The organism is Isoptericola variabilis (assembly GCF_050311655.1).
GTDB classification, from domain to species: Bacteria; Actinomycetota; Actinomycetes; order Actinomycetales; family Cellulomonadaceae; genus Isoptericola; species Isoptericola variabilis.
In genome coordinates this window covers 73,127-99,643 of the sequence record NZ_JBNOZM010000005.1, presented here as the reverse complement: position 1 = coordinate 99,643, position 26,517 = coordinate 73,127, and the positions used below count along the sequence as shown (strand labels likewise).

General features: G+C 73.8%; 21 protein-coding genes. 3 read left to right on the top strand and 18 right to left on the bottom strand.

Features of this window, described 5'->3' with window-relative positions; translation table 11 throughout:
- Positions 1–160 precede the first annotated feature (160 nt).
- The 9 genes from lat to ACQP60_RS12600 form a co-directional block, all read right to left on the bottom strand.
- Positions 161–1,519 carry an L-lysine 6-transaminase gene (lat, locus tag ACQP60_RS12640; RefSeq protein WP_429732985.1) on the bottom strand — a complete coding sequence of 453 codons (1,359 nt, stop codon included), beginning with the start codon at positions 1,517–1,519 and terminating at the stop codon, positions 161–163.
- A gap of 58 nt (positions 1,520–1,577) precedes the next feature.
- Positions 1,578–2,033 (bottom strand): Lrp/AsnC family transcriptional regulator, encoded by a 456-nt coding sequence (locus ACQP60_RS12635; RefSeq protein ID WP_429732982.1) that lies wholly within the window; start codon positions 2,031–2,033, stop codon positions 1,578–1,580.
- Positions 2,030–3,913 (bottom strand): ABC-F family ATP-binding cassette domain-containing protein, encoded by a 1,884-nt coding sequence (locus ACQP60_RS12630; RefSeq protein WP_429732979.1) that lies wholly within the window; start codon positions 3,911–3,913, stop codon positions 2,030–2,032. The genes ACQP60_RS12635 and ACQP60_RS12630 overlap by 4 nt, the downstream gene beginning before the upstream one ends.
- A 25-nt stretch (positions 3,914–3,938) precedes the next feature.
- Positions 3,939–5,132: a glycoside hydrolase family 76 protein gene (locus tag ACQP60_RS12625; RefSeq protein ID WP_429732976.1), complete on the bottom strand. Its 1,194-nt coding sequence runs from the start codon at positions 5,130–5,132 to the stop codon at positions 3,939–3,941.
- A 45-nt stretch (positions 5,133–5,177) separates the two neighbouring features.
- The gene (locus ACQP60_RS12620) at positions 5,178–8,243 is read right to left on the bottom strand and encodes an alpha-mannosidase (RefSeq protein WP_429732974.1); all 3,066 of its coding nucleotides are present in this window, start codon (positions 8,241–8,243) and stop codon (positions 5,178–5,180) included.
- Positions 8,244–8,294: 51 nt separating this feature from the next.
- Positions 8,295–9,206 (bottom strand): carbohydrate ABC transporter permease, encoded by a 912-nt coding sequence (locus ACQP60_RS12615; RefSeq protein WP_429732971.1) that lies wholly within the window; start codon positions 9,204–9,206, stop codon positions 8,295–8,297.
- Positions 9,206–10,144 carry a carbohydrate ABC transporter permease gene (locus ACQP60_RS12610; RefSeq protein ID WP_429732969.1) on the bottom strand — a complete coding sequence of 313 codons (939 nt, stop codon included), beginning with the start codon at positions 10,142–10,144 and terminating at the stop codon, positions 9,206–9,208. The genes ACQP60_RS12615 and ACQP60_RS12610 overlap by 1 nt, the downstream gene beginning before the upstream one ends.
- A gap of 4 nt (positions 10,145–10,148) precedes the next feature.
- Entirely contained in the window at positions 10,149–11,510 is a 1,362-nt protein-coding gene (locus ACQP60_RS12605) for an ABC transporter substrate-binding protein (RefSeq protein ID WP_429732966.1), read from the bottom strand.
- Between the two features lie 136 nt (positions 11,511–11,646).
- The gene (locus ACQP60_RS12600; protein WP_429732963.1) at positions 11,647–12,894 is read right to left on the bottom strand and encodes an ROK family transcriptional regulator; all 1,248 of its coding nucleotides are present in this window, start codon (positions 12,892–12,894) and stop codon (positions 11,647–11,649) included.
- 147 nt (positions 12,895–13,041) lie between these two features.
- Here ACQP60_RS12600 and ACQP60_RS12595 point away from each other — a divergent pair, with 147 nt between their 5' ends.
- Positions 13,042–14,037, top strand: a complete 996-nt coding sequence (locus ACQP60_RS12595) for an acetylxylan esterase (RefSeq protein WP_429732960.1) — start codon at positions 13,042–13,044, stop codon at positions 14,035–14,037.
- Positions 14,038–14,068: 31 nt separating this feature from the next.
- Here ACQP60_RS12595 and ACQP60_RS12590 read toward each other — a convergent pair whose 3' ends face one another.
- The 8 genes from ACQP60_RS12590 to ACQP60_RS12555 all read right to left on the bottom strand — a co-directional run bounded on the left by ACQP60_RS12590 (position 14,069) and on the right by ACQP60_RS12555 (position 24,485).
- Positions 14,069–15,010, bottom strand: coding sequence for a 4-(cytidine 5'-diphospho)-2-C-methyl-D-erythritol kinase (locus ACQP60_RS12590; RefSeq protein WP_429732957.1), 942 nt, complete (start codon positions 15,008–15,010; stop codon positions 14,069–14,071).
- A complete protein-coding gene (gene rsmA, locus ACQP60_RS12585) occupies positions 15,007–15,879 on the bottom strand; it encodes a 16S rRNA (adenine(1518)-N(6)/adenine(1519)-N(6))-dimethyltransferase RsmA (protein ID WP_429732954.1) in 873 nt (290 codons plus the stop codon). Before rsmA ends, ACQP60_RS12590 begins: the two co-directional genes overlap by 4 nt.
- Before the next feature lie 19 nt (positions 15,880–15,898).
- Positions 15,899–17,260 carry an aggregation-promoting factor C-terminal-like domain-containing protein gene (locus ACQP60_RS12580; RefSeq protein WP_429732952.1) on the bottom strand — a complete coding sequence of 454 codons (1,362 nt, stop codon included), beginning with the start codon at positions 17,258–17,260 and terminating at the stop codon, positions 15,899–15,901.
- A 401-nt stretch (positions 17,261–17,661) separates the two neighbouring features.
- Entirely contained in the window at positions 17,662–18,972 is a 1,311-nt protein-coding gene (locus tag ACQP60_RS12575) for a resuscitation-promoting factor (protein ID WP_429732949.1), read from the bottom strand.
- A gap of 174 nt (positions 18,973–19,146) precedes the next feature.
- Positions 19,147–20,268 carry an aggregation-promoting factor C-terminal-like domain-containing protein gene (locus ACQP60_RS12570; protein ID WP_429732946.1) on the bottom strand — a complete coding sequence of 374 codons (1,122 nt, stop codon included), beginning with the start codon at positions 20,266–20,268 and terminating at the stop codon, positions 19,147–19,149.
- Between the two features lie 169 nt (positions 20,269–20,437).
- Positions 20,438–21,352, bottom strand: coding sequence for a TatD family hydrolase (locus tag ACQP60_RS12565; RefSeq protein WP_429732943.1), 915 nt, complete (start codon positions 21,350–21,352; stop codon positions 20,438–20,440).
- A gap of 2 nt (positions 21,353–21,354) precedes the next feature.
- Entirely contained in the window at positions 21,355–23,139 is a 1,785-nt protein-coding gene (metG, locus tag ACQP60_RS12560; protein WP_429732940.1) for a methionine--tRNA ligase, read from the bottom strand.
- Between the two features lie 68 nt (positions 23,140–23,207).
- Entirely contained in the window at positions 23,208–24,485 is a 1,278-nt protein-coding gene (locus ACQP60_RS12555) for a PQQ-dependent sugar dehydrogenase (protein WP_429732937.1), read from the bottom strand.
- A 91-nt stretch (positions 24,486–24,576) separates the two neighbouring features.
- Here ACQP60_RS12555 and ACQP60_RS12550 point away from each other — a divergent pair, with 91 nt between their 5' ends.
- Positions 24,577–24,762, top strand: coding sequence for a hypothetical protein (locus ACQP60_RS12550; RefSeq protein ID WP_429732934.1), 186 nt, complete (start codon positions 24,577–24,579; stop codon positions 24,760–24,762).
- A 224-nt stretch (positions 24,763–24,986) separates the two neighbouring features.
- Positions 24,987–25,580 carry an isochorismatase family protein gene (locus ACQP60_RS12545; RefSeq protein ID WP_429732931.1) on the top strand — a complete coding sequence of 198 codons (594 nt, stop codon included), beginning with the start codon at positions 24,987–24,989 and terminating at the stop codon, positions 25,578–25,580.
- A 26-nt stretch (positions 25,581–25,606) separates the two neighbouring features.
- Here the strand turns inward: ACQP60_RS12545 and rsmI are convergent, their stop codons facing one another.
- Positions 25,607–26,512: a 16S rRNA (cytidine(1402)-2'-O)-methyltransferase gene (gene rsmI / locus ACQP60_RS12540; RefSeq protein ID WP_429732929.1), complete on the bottom strand. Its 906-nt coding sequence runs from the start codon at positions 26,510–26,512 to the stop codon at positions 25,607–25,609.
- Positions 26,513–26,517 lie beyond the last annotated feature (5 nt).

Sequence of the window (26,517 nt, the reverse complement as noted above, 5' to 3'; positions counted from 1 at the left end):
CCGCGAGTCCGCACGACCGGAAGACGAGAGAAGGTCGGGCGGGAGATCGCGCGCGCGGTAGTAGAAGTCCCGAAGTGGAGGGCGCCCTGGCGCCCGTGAACGCTACCGTGCGCGCGATCCCCCGCCCGGCCGTCACCGAACCATGGTTTCGGCCCCGGCCTCAGACCCGCGAGACCACCCGATCGAGGGCCGCGACCGCGTCGTCCAGCACGGACTCCTCGACGGTCAGCGCCGGCCGGAACCGCACGGACCGCTCGCCGCACCCGAGGACGAGGAACCCGTCGTCGTGCAGCCCCGTGAGCACGGCGTCGCGCACCTCGCGGGACGGCAGCGACACGGCGCACATGAGCCCGCGGCCGCGGGGATCGGTGACGACGCCGGGGTGCGCCGCCGCCAACCCCTCGAGCCGTGCCAGCAGCCCGGCCCCCACGCGCGCGGCGCGCTCGATCAGGCCCTCGGCCTCGATCACCTCGAGGATGCGGCGCGAGCGGACCATGTCGGCGAGGTTGCCGCCCCAGGTGGAGTTGATGCGGGAGGAGACGTGGAAGACGTTGTCGGGCACGTCGTCGACACGCCCGCCCGCCATGACGCCGCACACCTGGGCCTTCTTGCCGAAGGCGACGACGTCGGGCTGCACGCCGAGCTGCTGGTAGGCCCAGGCGGTGCCGGTCATGCCGACGCCGGTCTGCACCTCGTCCAGGACGAACAGCGCGTCGTGCTCGTGGCACAGGGCCTGCATCGCCTGGAGGAACTCGGCGCGCAGGTGGTGGTCGCCGCCCTCGCCCTGGATGGGCTCGGCGACGAAGCAGGCGATGTCGTGCGGGTGCGCCTCGAACGCGGCGCGCGCCTCGGCGAGGGCCCGGGCCTCGAGGGCCTCGACGTCGCGGAGGGCGCCGTCGGCGTCGTGCCCGGGGTAGGGCGAGGTGATGCGGGGCCAGTCGAACTGGGGGAACCGGGCGACCTTGCCGGGCTCGGTGTTGGTGAGGGACATGGTGTAGCCCGAGCGGCCGTGGAACGCGTGCTGCAGGTGGAGCACCTTGGTGCCCAGCTCGGGCGAGCGGCCGTGGCTCTCGTTGTGCCGCGACTTCCAGTCGAAGGCGACCTTGAGCGCGTTCTCGACGGCGAGGGCGCCGCCGTCGACGAAGAAGAGGTGCGGCAGCACGGGGTCGCCGAGCACGCGGGCGAAGGTGTCGACGAAGCGGGCGAGCTCGACGGTGTAGACGTCGGAGTTGGAGGGCTTGTTGATCGCGGCGCGGGTGAGCTCCTCGCGGAACAGCGGGTCGCGGAACAGGGCGGGGTGGTTCATGCCCAGGGGGTTGGACGCGAAGAAGGTGAACAGGTCGGTCCACTCGCGTCCGTCGCGGGCGTCGACGAGGGTCGAGCCGTGCGAGCGGTCGAGGTCGAGGACGAGGTCGAACCCGTCGACGAGTAGGTGCTCGCGCAGCGACTCGAGGACGGCGGTGGCCTCGATCGAGCCGCCGACGCTGGTGGCTGTGCGCTGAGAGATTGTCTCGGTCATACCCCGACGGTAGAGGAGAACTTCCTGTCGAACCAGAGTTTGACCACAAGAAATCTCGTCAGTGCGCCAGCGGGCGACCCTCGAAGTACGTCCGGAGCACCACGGTGGAGCGCGTGGACACGCTCGCCTCCCGCCGGATCTCCCCCAGCAGGTCCTCCAGCGCCGACGGCGAGGACACCCGCACCAGCAGCAGGTAGTTGGCGTTGCCGGCCACCGACCAGCACGCCTCGATGCCGGGCACGTCGCGCAGCCGCTCCGGGGCGTCGTCCGCCTGCGACTGGTCCAGCGGGGTGATCTCCACGTACGCCGCGATGGGCAGCCCGACGGCGTCGGGGTCGACGACGGCGCGGTAGCCGGTGATCACGCGCCGCGCCTCCAGCTTGCGCACCCGCGCCTGCACGGCCGACTGCGACAGCCCCGTCACGCCCGCGAGCGCGGCCAGCGTCGCGCGCCCGTCCTCGCGCAGCGCGCGCACGAGCGCGCGGTCGACGTCGTCCAGCGTGCCCTCGCTCATCCCGCCACCTCGGCGGACTCCAACCAGGCCATCTCGAGCTCCTCCTTCTCGGCGCCGAGCTCCCGGAGGCGCTCGTCGAGGGCCGCCACCGCGGTGTAGTCCGTCGGGTCGGCGGCGATCTGCTCGTGCAGAGTGTTCTCCTCGTCCGCGATCCGAGCCAACCTCCGCTCAATCCGTGAGATTTCCTTCTTGGCGGCCCGCACCTCCGCCGCCGACGCCCCCGACGACGTCGTCGCAGGTCGCGATGCCGATGCCCCGGCCCCGGCGGCGGCCGGCGGGGCGCCCGCTGGCGCGGCGGCCGAGGACGTGCCCGAGGCACCCGTCCGCCGCAGCTGGAGGTACTGCTCCACCCCGCCCGGCAGGTCGCGCAGCGCACCGTCGCCGAGCAGCGCCCACTGGCGGTCGCACACCCGCTCCAGCAGGTACCGGTCGTGCGAGACGACGATCAGCGTGCCGGGCCACCCGTCGAGCAGGTCCTCGACGGCGGCGAGGGTGTCGGTGTCCAGGTCGTTGGTGGGCTCGTCGAGCAGCAGCACGTTCGGCTCCGAGACGAGCAGCCGCAGCAGCTGGAGACGACGCCGCTCGCCGCCGGACAGGTCGCGCACGATGGTGTGCGCGCGCTCGCGGGTGAAGCCGAGCCGCTCGGTGAGCTGCCCGGCGGTGAGCTCCTTGCCGTCGACGACGACGGTGCGCTTCTCGCGGTCCACGACCTGCACGGCGGTGAGGTGGCCGACCTCGTCGAGCTCGCCGACGTCCTGCGTGAGCTCGGCGACGTGCACGGTCTTGCCGCGCCGCACGCGGCCGGAGTCCGGCTCGCGCCGGCCGGCGAGCAGGGACAGCAGCGTCGTCTTGCCGGCGCCGTTGACGCCGACCACGCCGTACCGGTCGCCGGGGCCGAGGCGCCAGGTGACGTCGTCGAGCAGCACGCGCCGGCCGGCGGCGTCGCGCGGCCCTGCCTCGTGGCCGTCGCGCGCCGGCACCGTGACGGTGACGTCCTCGAGGTCGAGCACGTCCTTGCCCAGGCGGCGCGTGGCCATCTGCGTGAGCTCGAGGGTGTCGCGCGGCGGCGGCTCGTCGTCGATGAGCGCCGCCGCGGCGTCGAGCCGGAACTTGGGCTTGGAGGTGCGGGCGGGCGCGCCGCGCTTGAGCCACGCGAGCTCCTTGCGCAGCAGGTTGTTGCGCTTCTCGGCGGCCGTCGCGGCCTGCCGGGCGCGCTCCGCGCGCGCCAGGATGTACGCCGCGTACCCGCCGTCGTACCCGTCGACGGCGCCGGACCCGTCGCCGCGCACCTCCCACGTACGGGAGCAGACGGCGTCGAGGAACCAGCGGTCGTGGGTGACGACGACGAGCGCGCCCGTGGCGCCCGGGCGGCCGTAGCGCGCGGCCAGGTGCTCGGCCAGCCAGGCGACGCCCTCGACGTCGAGGTGGTTGGTCGGCTCGTCGAGCAGCAGCACGTCCGGGTCCTCGACGAGCAGCGCCGCGAGCGCCACCCGTCGGCGCTGCCCGCCGGACAGGGTCGACGCCGGCTGGTCCAGGTCGAGGTCGGCGAGCAGGCCGGCGTGCACGGAGCGGATGCGGGCGTCCGACGCCCACTCGTGCGTCGCGTCGTCCCCGTGCACGAGGTCGCGGATCGTCGCCGCGTCGTCGTCCACGTCGCGCTGCACGAGCATCCCGAGGCGCGATCCGCCCACGCGGGTGACGCGCCCGGCGTCGGGCGCCTGCGTGCCCGCCAGCAGGCGCAGCAGGGTCGACTTGCCGGCCCCGTTCGGGCCGACGACGCCGATGCGGTCGCCGTCGTCGAGCCCGAGCGAGACGTCGCGGAGAAGGGTGCGGGTGCCGATGGTCAGCGCGATGCCGTCCGCGCCGAGGAGATGTGCCACCCGACGAGGGTAGTCGCGGAGCGTGTCAGTACAGGATCGACGCCTTGCCGCGCGGCCACGCGAGCGTGGCGTAGATCTGCACCATCGCGGCCTGGCCGAGCAGCTCGGTGGTCTCGCCGTCCGCCGGGAACAGCCCGGTCAGCGGGTCGCGCACCTCCCGCCACTGCGCGTCCGCGTAGTCCGCCATCGCGTCCCGGTAGGTGTGGCCGCCCGTCACCGACTCCAGCAGCAGGAGGTTCTTGAACCAGATGGAGTTGAAGAACATCGGCTGATCGTCGAGGCGCCCCTCGGTGACGTAGTACCGGTAGGACGCGCGGGCGATCGACCGTGCCCGGTCCAGGTACTCCTCGTCGCCCGTCGCCCGGTACAGCAGGGCGTAGGTGCCCACCGGCACCCCCTGGTTGTACGACCACTGGGTCTTCTCGATCTCCCCGTCGAGGGTGAGGTGGTCCCAGTAGAGCCCGTTCGGCGCGAGCAGGTGCTCGTCCGTCCACGACGTCATGCGCTCGGCCCAGCGCAGGTAGTCCCGCTCCCCCGTGATCAGGTACAGCCGGGTGGCGAGCTGCGCGCCGGGCATCGTGGACACGGTGTTCCGGTCGGTGCTCCACGTCGCCTGCGTCCAGAAGACGCCGCCGGGCGCCGCGTGGCTCTCGTCGGTGTCCCAGCCGGAGACGACGAGGTCGAAGATCTCCTGCGCCCGCCGCAGCGCCGCGTCGTCGCCGGTGTCGAGGTACTGCTGCACCTTGGCGAGGGCCACCCACTCGTTGTCGTCGTAGAACATGTCGCCGCCGTCGCCGTACGGCGCGCGGGGGTAGGAGTCGTAGCCGGGCAGGCCCGTCGTGCCGCCGCCGGCGTTCCAGTACCGCTCCTGCCCGACGCCGCGGTCGGCCAGGTCGTCGGCGAACGACCGGCCCGTGCGGCCGGGGATGCCGGCGAGGTCGAGCGTGGCGACGTGCGCCTGCGAGAACGGCCACTCGAACGAGTAGGTCCGGTCGTCCGCCTTGCTGGGGAAGTGCTCCAGGTACAGCGACGAACCGTCGTGGGCGTACAGGTGCTCCTGCATCGCCTCGTAGCTGGCCACCGCCCGAGCCTCCTGCGTGCGCGGCGGGACGGCGGTGCCCGCGGTGCCCACGTCGTCGGCGGACGCGGGCGCGACCGCCGCCGCCCCCATCACGCACGCCAGCGCGGCGACCGTACCGACTGCTCTGGTGAACCTCATCGTTCTCTCCTTCGCTCGGTGGTGCTGTGGTGGTGCTCGGAGCGGTCAGCGGCGGATGCGCAGCGTGACCACCTGGAACGGGGTCAGCTCGAGGACGACGCCGTCGCCGTCGCGCGCCGGCGTGCCGGCCGGGCCGGCGAGCGGGCGCTCGATCAGGTCGGTCACCTCGACGGACGTGTGCGCGAACCCCGGCGTCACCCGCGCCCGCGCGCGTCCGCCCCGGCTCTCGTAGAGCCGCACGACGACGTCGCCGCTGCCGTCCTCGGCCAGCTTGACCGCCTCGACGACGACCGCGTCGTCGTCGACGGCGACCAGCGGTTCGACGCCGTGGTCGCCCGAGACGACGCGCTCGGGCAGGTTGAGCGCGTAGCCGTGGCGGACGGCGTCGTCGATGCCGGCGCCGACGACGAGCTCGCAGGTCAGCTCATGCTCGCCCTGGTCCGCGTCGGGGTCGGGGAACTTCGGCGCACGCAGCAGCGAGAGCCGCACGGTCGTGCCGGTGCCGCCCTGCGCGTCGCCGGCCTCGGCCGGCCGGGTGCGCGTGATGTCGTGGCCGTACGTCGAGTCGTTCGCGACGGCCACGCCGAAGCCCGGCTCCCCCACGTGCACCCACCGGTGCGCGACGGTCTCGAACCGCGCGTGGTCCCACGACGTGTTGACGTGCGTGGGCCGGTGCACGTGCCCGAACTGGATCTCCGACGTCGCGCGCTCGGCGCGCACGTCGAGCGGGAAGGCGAGCTTGAGCAGCTTCTGCCGCTCGTGCCAGTCGACGCGGGTCGTGATGCGCAGCCCGCGACCGTCGACCGGGAGCGCGAGGTCCTGCTCCACGCGCGAGGACCCGAGCTCGCGCAGCACGCGCACCACCGGCCCGGACGCGCCGTCCGCGACCTCGATCTTCGCCGCCTCGACGAGGTCGGTCGTGCTGCGCCGGTAGTGCTCGTCGATGTCCCACGCCTCCCACTCGTTGGGGACGTCGCGGTGCAGCTGGAGCAGGTTCGCGCGCGCACCGGGCAGGATCGCCTCGCGCCCGCTCGCGCGGTCGACGGCGGACACCACGTGCCCGTGGCCGTCGACGACGACACGCACCAGGTCGTTCTCCAGCACCCAGCCGTCGCCCTCGGCCACGGGAGTCACCGTGCCCGCGCCGCGCGGCGCGTCGAGGGCCGTGGCGCCGAGCGCCGCCACGCCGTCGCGCACGAACGGGCCGGCGTTGACGGCCACCGGGCGGTCGCCCTCCCCGACCAGCGCGCGCAGCGCGTCGTCGACGATCTCCTCGAGCTCGCGGGCCACCTCGGCGTAGTTGCGCTCGGCCTCGCGGTGCACCCAGGCGATGGACGACCCGGGCAGGATGTCGTGGAACTGCTGCAGCAGCACGGTGCGCCACAGCCGCTGCAGCCGCTCGGCCGGGTACTCCGCGCCGACGCGCACGGCCGCCGTCGCCGCCCACAGCTCGGCCTCGCGCAGCAGGTGCTCGCTGCGGCGGTTGCCGCGCTTCGTGCGCGCCTGCGACGTGTAGGTGCCGCGGTGGTACTCGAGGTACATCTCCCCCGTCCACGTGGCCGGGTCCGCGTACTCGGCCCGGGCGGCGTCGAAGAAGGTCTGCGCGTCGGACAGCTCCACCTTCGGCGACCCCTCGAGGTCGCGCGTGCGCCGGGCCGCGGCCACCATCTCGCGGGTGGGGCCGCCGCCGCCGTCGCCGAAGCCGAACGGGACCAGCGACGTGTTGGCGCGGCCCTTCTCGGCGTACTGCCGCTCGGCGCGGGCCAGCTCCTCCGCCGACAGCTCGGAGTTGTAGGTGTCGACGGGCGGGAAGTGCGTGAAGACGCGCGACCCGTCGATGCCCTCCCACCAGAACGTGTGGTGCGGCATCGTGTTCGTGTCGTTCCACGAGATCTTCTGCGTGAGGAAGTTGTCGCTGCCGGCCAGCCGGGCGAGCTGCGGCAGGGCGGCCGTGTACCCGAACGAGTCCGGCAGCCACACCTCCTTCGGCTCCACGCCCAGCTCCTCGATGAAGTACCGCTTGCCGGCCACGAGCTGGCGGGCCAGCGCCTCGCCGCCGGGCATGTTGGTGTCGGACTCGACCCACATGCCCCCCACGGGCACGAACCGGCCCTCGCGCACCCGCTCGCGGATCCGCTCGAACAGCTCCGGGTAGTGCTCCTGCACCCACGCGTACTGCTGCGCCGACGAGCAGGCGAACTTCACGTCCGGGTCCTCGTCCATGAGGGACAGCACGTTGGAGAACGTGCGCGCGCACTTGCGCACCGTCTCGCGGGTGGGCCACAGCCACGCGGAGTCGATGTGCGCGTGCCCGACGGCGTGCACGCGGTGCGCGGACGCCGTGGCCGGGGCGGCCAGGGCCGGCGCGAGCGCCGCCCGGCCCGCCGCGGCGGTGCCGGCGACGTCGTCCGGGTCGACGGCGTCGAGCATGTCCTCCAGCGCGCGCAGCACCTCGGCCGCGCGGGGGCTCGTGCCGGGCAGCACGCGCACCAGGCCGTGCAGGGCGCGCACGTCCTGCAGCAGCTCCCACACGGTCTCGTCGACGAGGGCCACGTGCATGGTCCGCAGCGCGTAGATCGGGTCCGGGCCCGAGGTCTCCCAGGCGCCCATCGGCGTGGGGCGGGTCCAGGCGCCGCCCGGGACGTCGGGGTTGGCGGCGGCCTCGACGTAGAGATCCACGCGGCCGTCGGCGTCGAGCGCCTGCCCCGCGACGAGCGGCACGTGCTGGTTGCGCGGCTCGACGGCCTTGACGATGCGGCCGTCCGGGGTCCAGGCGGTGCCCTCGGCCTGGAAGCCCGGGCCGGCGCCGGTGAACCCGAGGTCGACGACCAGCTCGACGCGCGTGCCCGCGGGCGCGGCGTCGCCGGACCACCCGGCCGGGACGTCACCGGTCACGTGGAACCAGGTGGTGTCCCACGGCCGCCCCCACGGGGCGCCGATCGCGAACGGCGCGTAGGTCGCCGCGACCGCGTCGGCGAACGGCACGGGCTCCCCGCCGACGGTCCACGCCTCGACGTCGAGCGGCCGGGTCTCGCGCAGGACGGCGGGCTCCAGCCAGTCCTTCACGAAGCGCTCGAGGCGCATGGTGGTACGGGTGGTGGTGTCGTGCATGGATCAGGCTCCTGGGGACGGGGTGGGACGGGGAGGGCGGAGTGGTCGGAGTCAGCCCTTGACCGCGCCGGCGAGCGCGAACGACCCGCCGGACAGCCGCGAGACGAGCACGTACAGGCCGACGGCAGGCAGGGCGTAGAGCATCGAGTACGCCGCGAGCTGGCCGTAGGCGACCGAGCCGTACTGGCCGAAGAACGCGAAGATGCTCACGGCGGCCGGCTGCTTCTCCGGCGTCAGCAGCAGCACGAAGGGGACGAAGAAGTTCCCCCAGGCCTGGATGAACACGAAGATGAAGACGACGGCGATGCCGGGCCGCATGAGCGGCAGCACGATGGTGCGCAGCGTGGTCATCGCCGACGCGCCGTCGGTCCACGCCGCCTCCTCGAGGGAGATCGGCACGGAGTCCATGAAGTTCTTCGTCATCCAGATCGCCATGGGCAGCGACGTCGCGGCCATGAAGAACGTGGTGCCGGCCAGGGAGTCGAGCAGGTTGAGCCGCACGAACAGCGAGTAGACCGGCACCATCATGGCCGTGATCGGCAGGCAGGTGCCGAACAGCACGGCGTACAGGAACGGCTTGTTGAACCGCATCCGGTAGCGCGACAGCGGATAGGCCGCGAGGACGGACGCCAGCACGGTGATGACCCCCGTGCCCGCGGAGAGCAGGAACGCGTTGGCCAGCGGCACCCAGGTCTGCTCGGGCGTCATGACCGCCGTGAAGTTCTCGAGCGTGAACGTCTCCGGCAGCCGGACGGCGAGCGTGGCGCTCGCGTCCAGCGACGCCAGCACGATCCAGCCGAGCGGCAGCAGGAAGCACAGCCCCACCACGACGAGCACGACGTTCGACAGCGCGCGTGCCGTGCGCGGCCCGGGGGCGGCGACGGACGGCGAGGGGCGACGTCGGGCGGGCGGCGCGGCCACGACGTCGGGCACGGGCGACGGGGCGGGGGCGGTCTGGGCCATCAGTCGACCTCCGGCTTCAGGCTGCGGATGTACACGACGGAGAAGACGGCGCCGATCACCAGCATCACGGTGGCGATCGCCGTGCCGTAGCCGACCTGGGCGAACTTGAACGCCTCCTGGTAGGCGAGGATCGGCAGCGTCGAGCTGTCGGTGCCGGGGCCGCCGCCGGTCATCACGTAGATCAGCGTGAACACCGACAGCGTCTGCAGCGTCGTGAGCATGAGGTTGGTCGAGATGCTGCGGCGGATGGTGGGCAGCGTGACCCACACCAGGCGCTGGGCGGCGTTCGCGCCGTCGACGGTCGCCGCCTCCGTGATCTCCGGCGGCACCTCCGCGATCGCGGCGGAGTAGACCATCATCGAGAAGGCCGTGCCCCGCCAGACGTTGGCGAGGATGACGGCGAGCATCGGGTGCTCGAACAGCCAGTCGGGGCCGGCGATCCCCACGCCGGCGAGCAGCGAGTTGAGCGTGCCGTCCGCGTGGAAGAACGCGTACGCCGCGAAGGCGGCGACGATCTCGGGCAGCACCCACGCCGTCACGACGAGCGTCGAGACGACGGCGCGCACGGGCTTGAGCGCCGACCGCATGAGCATCGCCAGGCCGAGGCCGGCCACGTTCTGCCCGATCACCGCGGACGCGATGACGAACAGCACCGTCAGCCACAGGGCCTTGGGGAAGTCGGGGTCGCCGAGCAGCGCGACGTAGTTGTCGAGGCCGACCCACTCGGGGGCCAGGGCGTTCGGGCCGGTGAGGGCCGCGTTGGTGAACGACCCGTAGAACGACCAGACGACGGGCCCGAGCATGAACAGCGCGAGCAGCGCGACGGCGGGCAGCATCGGGACGAGGCGGCCGGCGGTGCGGCGCGCGTGCGCGCGCCGCACCGGCGACGGCCCCGCCCCCGGCCCGCCGACGGGGGCGGGGGCGAGGGTGGCGGTCACGTCGTCAGCCGTTCGTCGTGTGCTCTTCGCCGACCTGGGCGATCACGGCCTCGTCGTACACGGCGGCGGCCTCCTCGGGCGTCTGCTGCCCGGTCATCACCGACTCCATGGCGACCTGGATCGCGTTGGAGATCTGCGCGTAGTCGGAGGTGGCGGGCCGGAAGTTGGTCACCTCGACGAGATCGGAGAAGAACGGCACCGTCGGGTTCGCCTCGGAGTACGACGGCTCCTCGGCGACGTCGGTGCGCACCGCGATCTGGCTGTTGTCGATCGCGAACCGCAGCGAGTTCTCCTTGTCGAGGGCGTGGGTCAGCACGTCGAACGCCACGTCGGGGTTCTTCGACCCGGCGCCGATCGCCATCGTCCAGCCGCCCGACATGCTCACGGCGCCGGGGGCCTGGCCGTCCTGCGTGGGCATCGCGGCCGTGCCCATGACGTCGGTCCACTCGGGCCAGGGCGCCGTGCCCTCCTCGAGCCAGGTGCCGGGCATCCACGAGCCGTCCAGCGAGATGCCGAGCTTGCCCTTCGGGAGCCACTCGGCCGAGACCGTGTTGCCGACGTTCGGGTCGAGCGCCTGCTGCGGCGTCGGGGCGAGGCCCTCGGTGTAGATCGTCTTGATGAAGTCGAGCGAGTCGACGAACTCCTGCGACCCGACGACCCACTTCGAGGCGTCGGCGTCGTAGAGCGTGCCGCCCGTGCCGTACAGCAGCATCTCGAAGCCCTGCATGGTGGAGCCCTCGCCCATCGGCTTGCCCGAGTAGACGTTGAGCGGGATGACGTCCGGGTCCGCCTTCTTGATCGCCCGCGCGGCCTCGAGGAGCTCGTCCCAGGTCTTCGGGGCCCAGTCCTCGGGCAGGCCGGCCTTGGCGAGCACCTCCTTGTTGAACCACAGCCCGCGCGTGTCGGTGCCCATCGGGACGCCGTAGGTCTTGCCGTCGTCGCCCAGCCCGGCCTGCTTGGCCTGGTCGACGAACTGCCCCCAGTCGTCCCACTCGGCGAGGTAGTCGTCCAGCGGCAGCAGGTACCCCGCCTCGACGTCGGACTTGATCATGAACGTGTCCTCGTACATGAGGTCGGGCGCCGTCCCGGGCGAGCGGTTCATGAGCGCGAGCTTGGTGAAGTAGTCGTTCTGGCTCGCCTCGATGGGCACGAGCTCGATCGTGACGTCCGGGTTCTCCTTCTCGTACTCGGCCTTGACGTCCTTGAACAGCTCGTCGGCCTGAGTGAAGTTCCCGAACTTCTGGTACGCGATCTTGATCGTCGCGTCCCCGCCGGCGCCCTCGCCGTCCCCCGAGCCGCAGGCTCCGAGGACGAGGACGAGCGCCGTGACCGCGGACCCCGCGGCGAGGGTTCGTGCCAGTCGCATGCTGCTCCTTTGCCCACATGAACGGCCCGACGACGTCGGGCCGGCTGACGCAAATAACTCAAGCGAATTGAGTTATTCCTGTCAAGGGTGCGCGGCCGGCGGTTTGCGGTCGATCTCGTGCGGCTGTCGCCCGGGGCTACGGGCGGGCGAGGGCGCGCGACGCCACGCCCCCGACGAGGCCGGAGGGCCGCGGCGTGAACAGCCCGTCGAGCACCAGGCTCGCCGCGCCCACCGCGCCGACGTGGTTGCCGACGGCGGAGCCCAGCACCTCGACGGCGTGCACCTCGCGCAGCGTCGCCTCGAGCGTGAGCTCCCGCCGCACGACGGGCAGGTAGTGCGGGGCCAGCCGCGCCCACGCCGGGCCGCCGAACACGACGACCCCCGCGTCCACGAGGTCGGCCACCACCGTGATCCCGCGCGCGACCCGCCGCGCGGACGTCGCGAGGATCCCCGCGGCGACCGTGTCGCCGTCGGCGGCGGCCCGGCACAGCGTCGTGAGGGCCGCGTCGAGCTCCGCCGGCGTCGACGCCGGGGTGCCCGCGGGGAGCACGCCTCCCGCGACGGCCTCGGCCACCAGCGTCGAGGGGGCGGCGGAGACGCCGATGCACCCCCGCTGCCCGCAGCCGCAGAGCGGCCCGTCGTTGTCGACCATGAGGTGGCCGACCTCGCCGGCGTTGCCCGACGACCCCGCGAGGAGCTCGCCGTCGTGCGCCACCGCCACGGCCACGCCGAAGCCCGTGTAGAAGAAGAGGGACGTGCCGCGCAGCATCCGGTTGCCGCGCCACAGCTCCGCCACCATCGCCGCCGACACGTCCTTGTCCAGCACGACGTCGAAGCCCGTCGCGGCGGCCAGCAGGTCGCGCACCGGCACCTCCTCCCAGCCCTCCAGGAGCGGCGGGCGGATCACCGTGCCGGCGGCGAGGTCCACGGGGCCCGGCGCCGCGACCCCCAGCCCGAGGACGGCGGCGCGGTCGACGCCGGCCCGCTCGAGCATCGCGGCGGCCGCCGCGGCGACGGCCCCGGCCACCGCCGCGGGCCCCACCGGCGTCGGCTCCACGACCTTCTCCACCGTGCGGCCGTCGAGGTCAACGAGCACCGACGTCACGACCACCGGGTCGATGTGCACGCCGAGCGCGAACGCACCCTGCGGCTCGAGGTAGAGCATCGTGCGGGGCTTGCCGCGACCCTCGGCCCGGCGCTCCCCCTCGACGACGTACCCCAGCGCGATGAGCCGCACCACGATGTTCGACACCGCCTGGAGCGACAGCCCCGTGCTCGCCGCCAGCTCGCTGCGGCTCGTGCCGTCGGGTGCGCGCCGCACCTGGTCGAGCACGACCATCTGGTTGAAGTCGCCCACCCGCGGCAGGTTGGTCCCGCGTCGCACCGTGTCCTCACCTCGCCCGTCCGACTGGTCGCAGCGTAGACGTCCGGTGCGGGGAAACGTTCTCCACGGCCACCTGTCGGCCCGCTACAGTGCAGCCCGACACCGCACCGCTGCGGGACGTCCCCGCAGGAAGCCCGAAGGAGACCGATGGCCCAGTTCGACCTGCCCGTCGCCGAGCTCGAGGCATACGTGCCCGAGATCGACGAGCCCGTCGACTTCGACGCGTTCTGGCAGCAGACCCTCGTCGAGTCCCGCGCCCACGACGCCGCGCCGGCGTTGGAGCGGGCGGACACCGGCCTCACCGAGCTCGTGGTGGACGACGTGACCTTCCCCGGCTTCGACGGGCAGCCGGTCAAGGCGTGGCTGACCCGGCCCGCCCGTCACGACGCCGCGGCCGACGGGCCGCTGCCGGCGGTCGTCGAGTTCGTCGGCTACGGCGGCGGGCGCGGGCTGGCGCACGACCACCTGGGCCTCGCGGCGGCCGGCTACGCGCACCTCGTCATGGACACCCGCGGCCAGGGCTCCGGCTGGGGCCACGGCGGCGACACCCCGGACCCGGTGGGCAGCGGCCCCGCCTCCCCGGGCTTCATGACGCGCGGCGTGCTCGACCCGCACGACCACTACTACCGGCGCGTCTTCACCGACGGCGTCCGGGCCGTGGACGCCGTGCGCCAGGTCGAGGGGATCGACCCCGCGCGCGTCGCCGTCGCCGGCACGAGCCAGGGCGGCGGCATCGCGATCGCCGTCGCCGGCCTGGTGCCCGACGTCGCCGCCGCCGTGCCGAACGTGCCGTTCCTGTGCCACTACCGCCGCGCCGTGCAGATCTCCGACGCGTTCCCCTACGGCGAGATCACGCAGTACCTGTCCGTGCACCGCGAGCACGAGGACGCCGTGTGGCGCACGTTCTCCTACCTCGACGGCGTCTCGTTCGCCCGCCGCGCCCGGGCGGCCGCGCTGTTCTCGACGGCCCTGCGCGACGACGTCTGCCCGCCGTCCACCGTGTACGCCGCGTACAACCAGTGGGGCACGCTGGGCGAGACGACGCCGGACACGGCGATCGACGTCTACCCCTACAACCGTCACGAGGGCGGCCAGGGCTACCGCTTCGCCCCGACCCTCGCCTGGCTGGCCAAGCACCTCTGACGGTCGGCGCCCCGCGCCGACCGGCCCGCGCTCAGGGCAGCAGGCGGGCGCCGTGCGCGGGGCCGGAGGTGCACCACACGGAGTCGGCGGCGCCCTCGGCGGTCCAGGACGCGGCGATGGCCAGCGCGTGCTGGCGCGACCGGGCGAGCGCGGCGACGGTCGGCCCCGAGCCGGAGACGAACGCGCCCAGCGCGCCCGCCTCGGTCGCCACGTCGATCGTGCGCTCCAGCTCGGGGCGCAGCGAGAGCGCCGCGGCCTGGAGGTCGTTGTGCAGGGCCTGGCCCAGGGCGACCGCGTCCCCGGCGCGCAGCGCCTGCATGAGCGCCGTGTCCTCCTCGAGGCCGGGCTCCTCGACGGCGCCCGCCGGGCCGGTGAGCTCGTCGAAGCGGCCGAAGACGACCGGCGTCGACAGCCCCTCGGCCTGCGCCGCGAACACCCAGTGGAACTCGCCGCGCGTCATCGCGGGGGTCAGCAGGTGACCGCGCCCCGTCCCGACGGCGGTGTGGCCCAGCAGGGCGAAGGGGACGTCCGCGCCGAGGTCCGCCGCGAGCGCCGCGAGGTCGTCGCGGCTCAGGCCGGCCTGCCACAGCGCGTCGCAGGCGACCAGGGTGGCCGCGGCGTCCGCGGAGCCGCCGGCCATGCCGCCCGCCACGGGCACGCCCTTGGCCAGGTGCAGCGCGACGTCCGGCGCCATGCCGACGTGGGCCGCGAGCGCCTCGGCCGCACGCCAGGCGAGGTTCGTCCGGTCGAGGGGGACGAGGTCGGCCTGCGGCCCGTCCACGGTGATCGTCACGCCAGCGCCCTCGGGCACCTGCGTCGCGGTCACCTCCTCGTAGAGCGACACGGCCTGGAAGATCGTCGACAGCGGGTGGTGCCCGTCGTCCTGCAGGGCCCCCACGCGCAGCGACAGGTTGACCTTGCCGGGCGCGCGGACCCGGACCGACGGCGACGGGGCGGCGGCGAGGTGCGTCACGCGTCCACCGTGCCCGCCGTGACCGGGAGCTGCTCGGCGATCCGCGCGAAGTCGGCGACGTCGAGCCGCTCGCCGCGCAGCCCGGGGTCGACGCCCGCGGCCCGCAGCGCCTCCTCGGCGGCGGCGCCGGAGCCGAACGTGCCCGAGAGGGCGGCGCGCAGCGTCTTGCGGCGCTGGGCGAACGCGGCGTCGACGACGGCGAACACCTGCTCGCGCGTGGCGGTCGTGGCGGGCGGCTCGCGCCGCTCCAGGGCCACGAGCGCGGAGTCCACGTTGGGCTCCGGCCAGAACACGTGCCGGCTCACGTTCAGCGAGCGGCGCGCCTCGGCGTACCAGGCGGCCTTGACGGACGGGACGCCGTAGGTGCGCGACCCGGGCCCGGCCGCGAGCCGGTCGGCCACCTCGGCCTGCACCATGACGAGCACCCGCTCCAGCGTGGGGAAGCGCTGCAGGAAGGTGAGCAGCACCGGGACGGCCACGTTGTAGGGCAGGTTCGCGACGAGCGCGGTGGGCGGCTCCCCCGGCAGCGCGGTGACCTCGAGCGCGTCGGCGGGCACCACCTCGAAGTCGGCCTCCGGGGCGTGCACGCGGACGGTCTCCGCGATCTGTCCGGCCAGCACCGGGTCGATCTCGACCGCGACGACCGACGCGCCGGCCTCCAGCAGGCCGAGGGTCAGCGACCCCAGCCCCGGGCCGATCTCGACGACCCGCTCCCCCGGCCGCAGCCCGGCGGCGCGGACGATCTTGCGCACCGTGCCGCCGTCGTGCACGAAGTTCTGCCCGAGCTGCTTCGTGGGGCGGACGCCGAGGCGCCCTGCCAGCTCGCGGATCTCCGCAGGGCCGAGCAGGGCGCCAGGGGTGTTCGTCATGTGGGGGAGTTTATGCGGCTCAGTACCAGCCCACCGACTGCGAGTGGCCCCACGCGCCGCACGGCGTGCCGTACACGTCGGCGATGTAGCCGAGGCCCCACTCGATCTGCGTGGCGGGGTTGGTCTGCCAGTCGGAGCCGGCGGACGCCATCTTCGATCCGGGCAGCGACTGCGGGATGCCGTACGCGCCGGACGACGGGTTGGACGCCGAGGCGTTCCAGCCCGACTCCTTGGTCCACAGCGACTCGAGGCAGGTCCACTGCGAGCCGGTCCAGCCGCGGGCGGCGGCCATCTGCTTGCCGATCGACCGGGTCGAGCCGGAGTAGGACGGCGTCTTCGGCTCGGGCTCCGGGCGCTCCTTGGTGCCCTTCACCAGCACGCGGGTCACGGGCTTCGTCGTGACCTCGTCCGACACCTTGGTCTTCTTCACGACCTTGCCGTCGATCGTCGTGACCTGGTGGACGATCGTGCGCTCGCCGTCCTTGCCCTTCTTCACGACCTTCGCGTCGAGGTCGGAGTACCGGTCGCCGGACTTCTTGGTCGTCGTCTTGTGGTCGACGGCCTTGGTCGTGGTGACCTTCTTCGTCTCGACGCGCTGCACGACGACGGCCACCTGCGGCGTCGCGACCTCCGTGCCGGCCGTGCCGGCCGCGGGGGTCTCGGTGCCTGCGGAGGCGCCGGCGGAGGTGGCGGCGACCTGCTCGGTCTGCGCGCCGCCCTTCTCGGCCTGCTTCTTCTCGTCCGCGACGGCGGCGGCGACGTGCTTCTTCACCTCGTCGTTGGCGGCGTCGGTGACGTGCACCCGGTCCTTCTTGCCGAGCTCCACGTCGGCCTCGGCCAGCACGGCCTCGACGTCGGCCGCGTCCTCGACGACGTCGGTCGTGCCGTCGTGGACCACGGCCACGGGCCCGTCGGTGTCGACGTCCACGGGCAGCGAGGCGCGCTCGCCGTCGCGCGAGGCGACGATGCGCACGTCGCCGCCGCGGGCGGTGAGGGTGTCGAGCGCCTCGTCGGCGTCGAGCGCGGTCACCCAGGCGTCCGTGTCCTTGCCGTCCACCTGCAGGCTGAGCTCCTTGCCGGAGCGCACGACGACGTCGGAGCCGTCCTCGAGGTCGGCGTCCGCCGCGGGGGTCACGAGGTCGCGGTCGCCGACGACGACGCCCTGGGAGGTGAGCAGGTCGTCGACGGAGCCGGAGTAGGAGGTCACGGTCTTCACGTCGCCGTCCACGTCGAGCGTGACGGTCTTGCGGGCGTCGGCGTAGGCGACGGCCCCGCCGGCGACGGCGACCGCGGCCGCGGTCGCGGCGGCGAGGAACGGCCAGCGGCGGCGGGTGCGCGGCGTGACGGGGGCGGCGCTGTCCGCGCCCGGGACGGCGGGCACGGGAGAGGTCTGGGGAGAGCGGGTCACGAGAGTCCAGTCGTCGTGCTGTCCGGGCACGGGGGCCGGCGGCGGTCCTGGGCGGCCCGTCGCGTGCCGGGCGGCGCGCTCGCGCCTCGCTCCCGGCCTCCACGCCCGAGGGCGTCGAGTTCCGACCCGCCGATCCGGCGGTCCAGAGGCCCGCGTCACATACACCTGATGGGCATGGCTCGCACGCGGGACACCCGACCGTAACCGATTCGTTATGCGGCACCTAATCCTGAGGGCCTCGCGTGACGAGTCCCACGGAACGTGCACGCGGCGTCCACACGCCGCGCGGGCGCGCGAAGGCCCGCCGGTCCGACCCCGTCGCGGTGACGCGACGGGCCGGCCCGACGGGCCTCCGTGTCAGCCTCGGTGTCCGCTCAGAGCAGGCCGAGCTTGGCCGCGCACGCGGGCCACTGACCCCAGCCCGACTGCGCCTGGAGCTTCTGCGCGATGCGCGTCTGCTCGGCGGCCGAGTTCTCCGACGGGAGGCCGGAGCCGCCCATCGCCTGCCACGTCTGCAGCGAGAACTGGTACAGGCCGTAGTACCCGTTGCCGGTGTTCGTGGCCGGGTCGCCGCCCGACTCGCACTGGGCGAGGTCGGCCCACACGCCGGCGGGCGCCGAGCCGGTGGCCTTCGACGTCGAACCGGACGAGGAGCTCGACGACGAGTCGTCGGAGCTGGAGGACGACGAGGTCTCCTTCGGCTCCGGCTCGGGCTCCGGGCGCTCCTTGGTGCCCTCGACGACGACCTCCGTGACCGGCTTGGTCGTCACCTTGTCCGAGAGCTTCTTCTTGGCGACGACGTCGCCGTCGACCGTGGTCACGCGGTAGGTGAGGGTGCGCTCGCCGTCCTTGCCCTCCTGGGTGACCTTGCTGCCCAGGTCGGCGTAGCGGTCGGCGTCCTTCTCGGTGCGCGACTTGTGGTCCACCGCGACCTTCTTGGTGACCTTCTTGGTCTCGACGCGCTCGATGACGATGCGCACGGCCGGGTCGCCCTCGGTCTTGGCGGTCTGACGCTCGACGAACACGTGGTCGTCCGCGTCCACCGTGAGGCCCAGGCCCTGGAGGATCGCCTCCAGGCCGACGGAGCCGTCGTCGACCACCGTGGTGGTGCCGTCCGCGACGACGGCGACCGGCTGGTCGGCGTCGAGCTGCAGCGGCAGCGAGGCACGGTCTCCGGAGCGGGAGGCGACGAGGGAGACGTCGGAGCCGCGGGCGTCGAGGCCGCGCAGGGCCTCCTCCGCGTCCAGGGCGGTGACCCACACGTCGTCCTGCTCGCCGTCGACGTCCACCGTGAGCTCGTGCCCGGAGCGGACCACGACCTGCGCGCCGTCACGCAGGACGGCGTCGGCGGAGGGGGTGACGGCGTCGCGCTCGCCCACCTCGACGCCCTGGGCGTCGAGGAGGCCGGCGACGGAGCCGGAGAAGGTCTGGACGGTCCGCGTCTCGCCGTCGATGTCGAGGGTCACGCTCTTGCGCGCGCTCTCGTAGGCGGTGGCCGCGCCACCCGCGACGACCAGCGCGCCGGCCGCGAGACCCGCGATGAGCGGGAGCCGACGGCGACGGCGCGGGGCGGTCGTCGTCGGGGCGGCAGCTGCGTCGGGCCCGTCGGGCATCGACTCGGCCGAGGGATGGGGAGTCTCGTTCGAGGGGTTCACACAGGTCCAGTCGTCGTGCGGTCCGGTCACGACGGCGGGGTCCCGGCTGGCTGTCGGGGGCACGGTCGATCCGGTGGCTCCGAAGACCGTAACCGGATCGTGACCATCGGCCAAGCCTGGTGATGGTACGGATGCCCGCGTCTGTCCTGTGGTGTCCGATAAGTCGGGACGATCGGCGTGGGCTGTCTCACACCGCGCCGGCGGTCAGTACCAGCCCACCGACATGGAGTGGCTCCACGCCCCGCACGGGGTGCCGTACCGCCCGGAGATGTAGCCCAGGCCCCACTCGATCTGCGTCGACGGGTTGGTCCGCCAGTCCGAGCCGGCGGTCGCCATCTTGGTGCCCGGCAGCGCCTGCGGGATGCCGTACGCCCCGCTCGACGGGTTCTCCGCGTTCCAGCGCCAGCCCGACTCCTTGTCCCAGAGCTTCTCGAGGCAGGCGTACTGGTCGCTGCCCCAGCCGCGCTCCGCGGCCATGGCTTTGCCGATCGCCTTCGCGGAGCCCGGGTCGGGGTTCGCCGTCGAGACCTCGAGCGTGCCCACCACGACGACCTCGGTGACCGGCTCGCGCGTCACCTCGCGGTCGACGACGGTGCGCTCCACCTCGGCGCCGTCCAGGGTGCGCACCTCGTAGGTCGTGACCCGCTCCCCCGGCACGCCGGCCGTGCGCACCACCTCGTAGCCCTTCGGCAGCTCGTCGGACTCGACGCGCTCCGTCTCGAACGGGATGACCTCGGTCTTGCGGTCCGCGTCGGTCTCGCCGCGGCTCACCATGACGACCATCCCGTCCACGGCGGCCGCGCCCAGCGGCACCGACGTGCGGTCGTGCTCGCCGAGGGTGATGCCCGCCGTGGCCAGCACGTCGCGGACGGTCGACTGCGCGGTGCGGATCGGCAGCACGAGACCGTCCACCGCCACCTGCACCGTCTTGGTGGTCGACACCCGCACGGGCGTGCGGTCCAGCGGCGCCGTGCGGGACGCCGACGTCACGGCGTCCGCCCCGCGCGGCCCGAGCGCCGCAAGCAGCTCGCCCACCGTGTGCGCCGTCGTCGGGAAGGTCGTGACCTCGCCGTCGATCTCGACCGTCACCTCGCGGCTCGACCGGACGACGACCTGCCCGCCGTCCGCCGCGGCCGACGACGCCGCGGGCTGCACCAGGTCGTCCGGGCCGAGCGGGATGTGGTGGTACCGCAGCACGTCGGCCACCGACGCGCCGTAGGAGTCGACGGTCGCGACGTGGCCGTCGTAGTCGATCGTCATCGTCTTGTGCACCTGCGTGACGGCGGTCGTACCGCCCACCAGCGCGAGGACCACGGTGCCGTGCACGACGTGACGCGCGGGGCCGGTGAGGGCGCCGCGGCGAGGGGTCGACGCCGGAGCCGTCGCCCTGTCCGACGCCCGCTTCGCCCTCGACCTCCGCACGAGCACCAGACCGTAACGGAACCGTGACCAGGGGGGAAGACCTCGACGGCTCACCGGTCCGTCACCCGGGCGGTCACCACGTGCCGTACACGCGCTCGGACGTCGCCGAGAGCGCCCGGCACACCTCGTCCAACGGGCGCTCGAGGACGTCCGCCATCGCGCGCACGGTGTGCGCCGCGACGTACGGGGCGTTCGGCTGACCGCGGTACGGGTGCGGCGGCAGGTACGGCGCGTCCGTCTCGACCAGCACCAGCTCGAGCGGGACGGCGCGCAGCGCGCCGCGCAGGTGGTCGTTCTTCGGGTAGGTCACGGGGCCCGCGAACGAGAGGAACCAGCCGTGCTCGGCCGCCAGGGCGGCCATCTCCTCGTCGCCCGAGTAGCAGTGGAAGACGGTGCGCTCGGGCGCGCCGTCCGCGAGCAGGACGTCGATCACCTGCGCGTGCGCGTCGCGGTCGTGGATCTGCAGCGCCAGGCCGAGCTCCTTGGCCAGCGCGACGTGCGCGCGGAACGCCTCGCGCTGCACCGCCTCGCCGCGCGGGCCGGTGCGGAACAGGTCCATGCCCGTCTCGCCGATCGCGCGGACGCGGTCGTGCGCCCGGGCGACCTCCGCGACGCAGGCCAGCTCGTCGTCGAGCGGGATCGCGTGGTGGGGCGCCGGGTCCGGCTCCAGGCCGTCGGGGCCCACCTCGCGGACGCCCGCGTGCAGCACCGCCTCGTTCGGGTGGATCGCGACGGCGGCGAGCACGCCCGGGTGCCCGGCGGCGAGCAGGTCGACCGTCCAGTCGATGCCGGGCAGGTCGCAGCCCACCTGCACGACCCGGTCGACGCCCGCCGCGGCGGCGCGGGCGAGGTGCTCGGCGACGCTCGGCGCCGCGACGTCCGCCGGGAGGACCCCAGCGACGGCGTCGAGGTGCGTGTGGTTGTCGGCGACCGGGACGGGCAGGGGCGCGGGGTCCGCCGGGAACCCGCGCTCGCGCTTGCGCGCCACCCTCAGGCCTTCTCGCGCAGCCGCTCGAGCTCCTCCTCGACGATCGAGTCGTCGAGCTTGGTGAACACGGGGCTCGGCTTGGCGATCTCGGTGCCGGGCGTCACCGGGCGCGACTCCCACGACGGGAAGTCGTAGTCCCCGGTGATGACCGGGTACTGCCGGGAGTCGTCGTCGAGGTCGGTGACCTCGTCGATGCGCGGCTGGGGCGCGAACGTGCCGGTGCCGCCCATCGTCTCGTGCACCTGCTGCGCCGAGTGCGGCAGGAACGGGCTGAGCAGCGTGTTGCAGTCGCTCACCGCCTGCGTGACCGTGTGCAGCACCGTCGCGAGCCGGTCGGGGTCGGTCTTGAGCTTCCAGGGCTCGGTCTCCGACACGTAGCGGTTGACGTCGCCGACGACCCGCATGGCCTCGGCGACGGCCGCCCGCTGCCGGTTGGACTCGATGAGCCCGCCGACCGTGGCGAACGCCTCCGACGTCGCCTTGAGGACGCCGCGGTCGACGTCGGACAGCTCGCCCGGCGTCGGGATCTGCCCGAAGTTCTTGTGCACCATGCTCGCGGTGCGGTTGACGAGGTTGCCCCAGCCCGCCACGAGCTCGTCGTTGGTGCGGCGCAGGAAGCTGTCCCACGTGAAGTCGACGTCCTGGCTCTCCGGCCCCGCGGCCGCCACGTAGTAGCGGAACGCGTCCGGCTGGTAGCGCGCGAGCATGTCGCGCACGTAGATGACCACGCCGCGCGAGCTCGAGAACTTCTGTCCCTCGACGTTGAGGAACTCCGAGCTGACCACCTCGGTGGGCAGCTGCAGCGTCCCGTACGGGCCCGGCGCGCCGCCGCGCGAGCCCTTCCCGTCGTAGGCCAGCAGCTCGGCCGGCCAGATCTGGGAGTGGAAGGTGATGTTGTCCTTGCCCATGAAGTAGAAGGAGCGGGCGGTCTCCTCGTTCCAGAACGCGCGCCACGCCTCCGGGTCGCCCGTGCGGCGGGCCCACTCGATCGACGCCGAGAGGTAGCCGATCACGGCGTCGAACCAGACGTACAGCCGCTTGGTCGGGTTCTGCTCCCAGCCCTCCAGCGGCACCGGGATGCCCCAGTCGATGTCGCGGGTCATGGCGCGCGGGCGCACGTCGTCGAGCAGGTTGAGGCTGAAGTTCAGCACGTTGGGGCGCCACCCGGTGCGGGTGCGCAGCCAGTCGCCCAGCGCGTCCGCGAGGGCCGGCAGGTCGAGGAAGAAGTGGTTCGACTCGACGAACTTCGGCGTCTCGCCGTTGATGCGGCTGCGCGGGTTGATGAGGTCGATCGGGTCGAGCTGGTTGCCGCAGTTGTCGCACTGGTCGCCGCGCGCGCCGTCGTACCCGCAGATGGGGCAGGTGCCCTCGATGAAGCGGTCGGGCAGCGTGCGGCCCGTGGACGGGGAGATCGCGCCCATCGTGGTCTTCTCGACCATGTAGCCGTTCTTGTGCACCGTGCGGAACATCTCCTGCACGACGGCGTAGTGGTTGCGCGTCGTCGTGCGGGTGAACAGGTCGTAGGACAGGCCCAGCGACGTGAGGTCCTCGACGATGACGCGGTTGTAGCGGTCCGCGAGCTGCTGCGGCGTCACGCCCTCCTGCTCCGCCTGCACGAGGATCGGCGTCCCGTGCTCGTCGGTGCCGGAGACCATCAGCACGTCGTGACCCGCCATCCGCATGTGCCGGCTGAAGACGTCGGAGGGAACGCCGAAGCCGGCGACGTGGCCGATGTGCCGCGGGCCGTTGGCGTAGGGCCACGCCACGGCCGAGAGGATGTGGGTCATGCCGGCGATTCTAAGGGCCCGGACGACGACGCGTCCCGAGCCGTCCGCGCCCCGGCGGAGTCGCGCGCTCAGTCGAACGTGACGCGCACGAGCCGGTCGTCGCCGTCGCGCGGAGAGCCGCGGCCGTCCGTGTTGTTGGTCAGCACCCACAGGCCGTCGGCGTCGTCGCCGCCCGGCACGACGGGCGCGACGTTGCGCAGCCGGCCCAGCTCGCCCGTGAGCAGCGCCTGCGGCTCCCCGAGCGGCCGGACGCTCCCGTCCGCGTCCACGGCGCCCCTGCTGCTCGTGCTCGACGTCGGTCCCGTCCCGGCGCCCGCGTCGCCCTCATCCGCGCCGGACGCCGAGCCGCCGAACGGCACCCGCCACAGCCGCTCCCCGCGCAGGCCGGCGAGGTACACGGCGTCGCCGGTCACCGCCAGGCCCGACGGCGACGCGTCGGACGTGGGCCACCACGCCACCGGCGCGACCGTCCCGTCGCCCGCCTGCGGCTGACCCTCGAGGCCCGGCCCCTCGACGTCGGGCCAGCCGTAGTCGCCGCCCGGCTCGATCACGTTGAGCTCGTCCCAGGTGCTCTGCCCGAACTCGCTGGCGACCATCCGGCCGGACGCGTCCCAGCCGAGGCCCTGCACGTTGCGGTGGCCGGACGTCCAGACGGGCGAGCCGGGGTCGGGGTTGCCGGGCGGCGGGTCGCCGTCGGCCGTGACCCGCAGGATCTTGCCGCCGAGCGACGCCGGGTCCTGCGACGCCGCCCCGTCGCCGGCGTCGCCGGTGCCGACGTAGAGGTACCCGTCCGGGCCGAACGCCAGCCCGCCGCCGTCGTGGTGGCCGGCGCGCGGGATGCCGTCGAGGACGGTCGTGAGCCCGCCGAGCACCGTGCCGTCCAAGGCTCCCCGCAGCACCGCGTTGTCGTCGGCGCCGGTGCGGTAGACGAGCACGTCGCCCGACGCCGGGTCGCGCGCGACGCCGAGCAGCCCGCCCTCGCCGTCGGGCGTGGTCTGCACGGCGAGCGCGTCCGCGCCGGGGCCGGTGACGTCCGTCGTCGTGCCGGCGTCGGGATCCACCACCACCAGCCGCGCCTCGTCGCGCAGGCTGATCAGCAGCGTGCCGTCGGGCAGCGGCGCGAGGCCCCACGGCACGTCGAGGCCGTCGACGACCGTCTCGACCGACACGTCCGGCGCGGCGGGCGCCGGGGACGCCTCGGGGCCGGTGTCGCGCGTGGCGGACCCCGGGGACGACGACCGCGTCGACAGGTCCGGCCCGTCGCCCGCGCCCCCGCAGGCCGCGAGCAGGAGCACGAGCGCCGCGACGGGGGCGGCGGCCGAGCGGCCGGACGGATGGCGCCTCATGGGCCCATCCTGCTGCGCGCCGCCGCCACCGTCGACACCGCGCCGCCGGACTGGCATGCTCTCCCCCAAGAGCCGGTCAAGGGGGACTGCGATGTCGATCACCCAGTCGATCACCGAACGCCTGCGGCGCCTGGCCGGGAGGCACGTCGGCCCGCCCGCGGTGCCTCCGGGCGCGCCGACGCCCTCCGTGCCCGAGGAGTGCGGACAGCCCGTTCCCGGGACGATGACCGTCCAGCCGCTCTACTGCCCGACGTCGGCGGGCGGCGGCTACCGCTGACTCCGGCGGCCTCCGGATGCCCCGGACGACCGTCGTCGACGGCCTGCCGAATCGCGACCTGCTCTTGACGAACGGTTGTCGGTCCGCTCGAGGCCGACCGTGAGGACATGCGCACCCGTCGTTCCGTGGACGCCTTCGGCGCGGGCTTCACCGGAGGCCTCGTGGACGGGGGCGGAAGCAACGTCTGACCCCGCACGCCCGGCCGCCGTGGCAGGCTGGGACGCATGAGCGAAGACGTCTCCGTCCCGGTCCGTGCCCTGATCGTCGTCGACGTCCAGCCCACGTTCTGCGAGGGCGGAGAGCTCGCCGTCGACGGCGGCGACCAGGTCGCCCGGGACGTCGCGGCCTACGCGGCCGCGCACCGCGACCGGTACGAGATCGTCGTGACCACCCAGGACTGGCACGTCGACCCGGGCGACCACTTCAGCGACCACCCCGACTTCGTCGACTCGTGGCCCCCGCACGGCATCGCCGGGACGCCGAACGCGGAGCTGCACCCCGCCCTCGCCGACCTGCGCCCGGACGTGTCCGTGAAGAAGGGGCAGTACGCCCACGGCTACTCCGGGTTCGAGGGCACCGACGCCGACGGGCGCACGCTGGAGCAGGCCCTGCGCGACGCGCGCGTCGAGGCGGTCGACGTCGTCGGCCTCGTCGAGTCGCACTGCGTCAAGCGCACCGCGCTCGACGCCGTCGGCCTCGGCCTCGAGACCCGCGTGCTCACCGACCTCACCATCCCGGTCAGCCCCGAGCAGGGCGAACAGGCCCGCGCCGAGCTCGCCGCCGCCGGCGTCGAGCTGGCCGCCTCGACCGCGGGGTAGACCCCCTCCCGAGCCGACCGTCCGTACTACTTCGCGGCGAGGGCCGCCGCGTAGAGGTCGCGCTTGGGCACGCCGGCCGCCGTGGCGACGTCGGCGACGGCGGCCTTGAGTCGCTCCCCCGCCTGCACGCGGGCCAGCACCTCGGGCACGAGGTCCTCGACGCTCGGGGCCGCACCCGCGGGCGCGCCGCCGACGACGACGCAGATCTCGCCGCGCAGGCCGTCGCCGTCCGCGGCGCGGGCGTCGGCCTCGGCGACGACGTCCGCGAGCGGGCCCCGGAGCACCTCCTCGTACGTCTTGGTCAGCTCGCGGCAGACGGCGGCGGGCCGGTCCGCGCCGAACGCGTCGGCCATCGCGTGCAGGGTGTCGGTGATCCGGTGCGGCGCCTCGAAGAAGACCATCGTGCGCGGCTCCGCGGCGAGCGCGCCCAGCCACCGCGACCGCTCCCCCGCCTTGCGCGGCACGAACCCCTCGAACGTGAACCGGTCCGTGGGCAGCCCCGACAGGGCCAGCGCGGTGAGCACCGCCGACGGTCCGGGCGCCGCCGTCACGCGCAGGTCGCGCTCCACGGCCCGGGCGACGACCCGGTAGCCCGGGTCGGACACGGCAGGCATGCCGGCGTCCGACACGACGAGCACGGTGCCGCCGTCCGCGACGACGTCGAGCAGCTCGTCGGCACGCGCCTCCTCGTTGTGCTCGTGGTACGACGTCACGCGCCCGGCCACGGTCACGCCCAGGCGCGCGGCCAGGGCGTGCAGGCGGCGCGTGTCCTCGGCCGCCACGACGTCCGCCTCGGCGAGCAGCCGGCGCAGCCGCGGCGACGCGTCCTCCGCGTTCCCGATGGGGGTCGCCGCCAGCACGACCGCGCCGGCCTCGGCATGCGGGGCGTGACGAGTGTCGGGAGACGGCGCGGCGGAGGGCTCGGAGGTCATGGTGA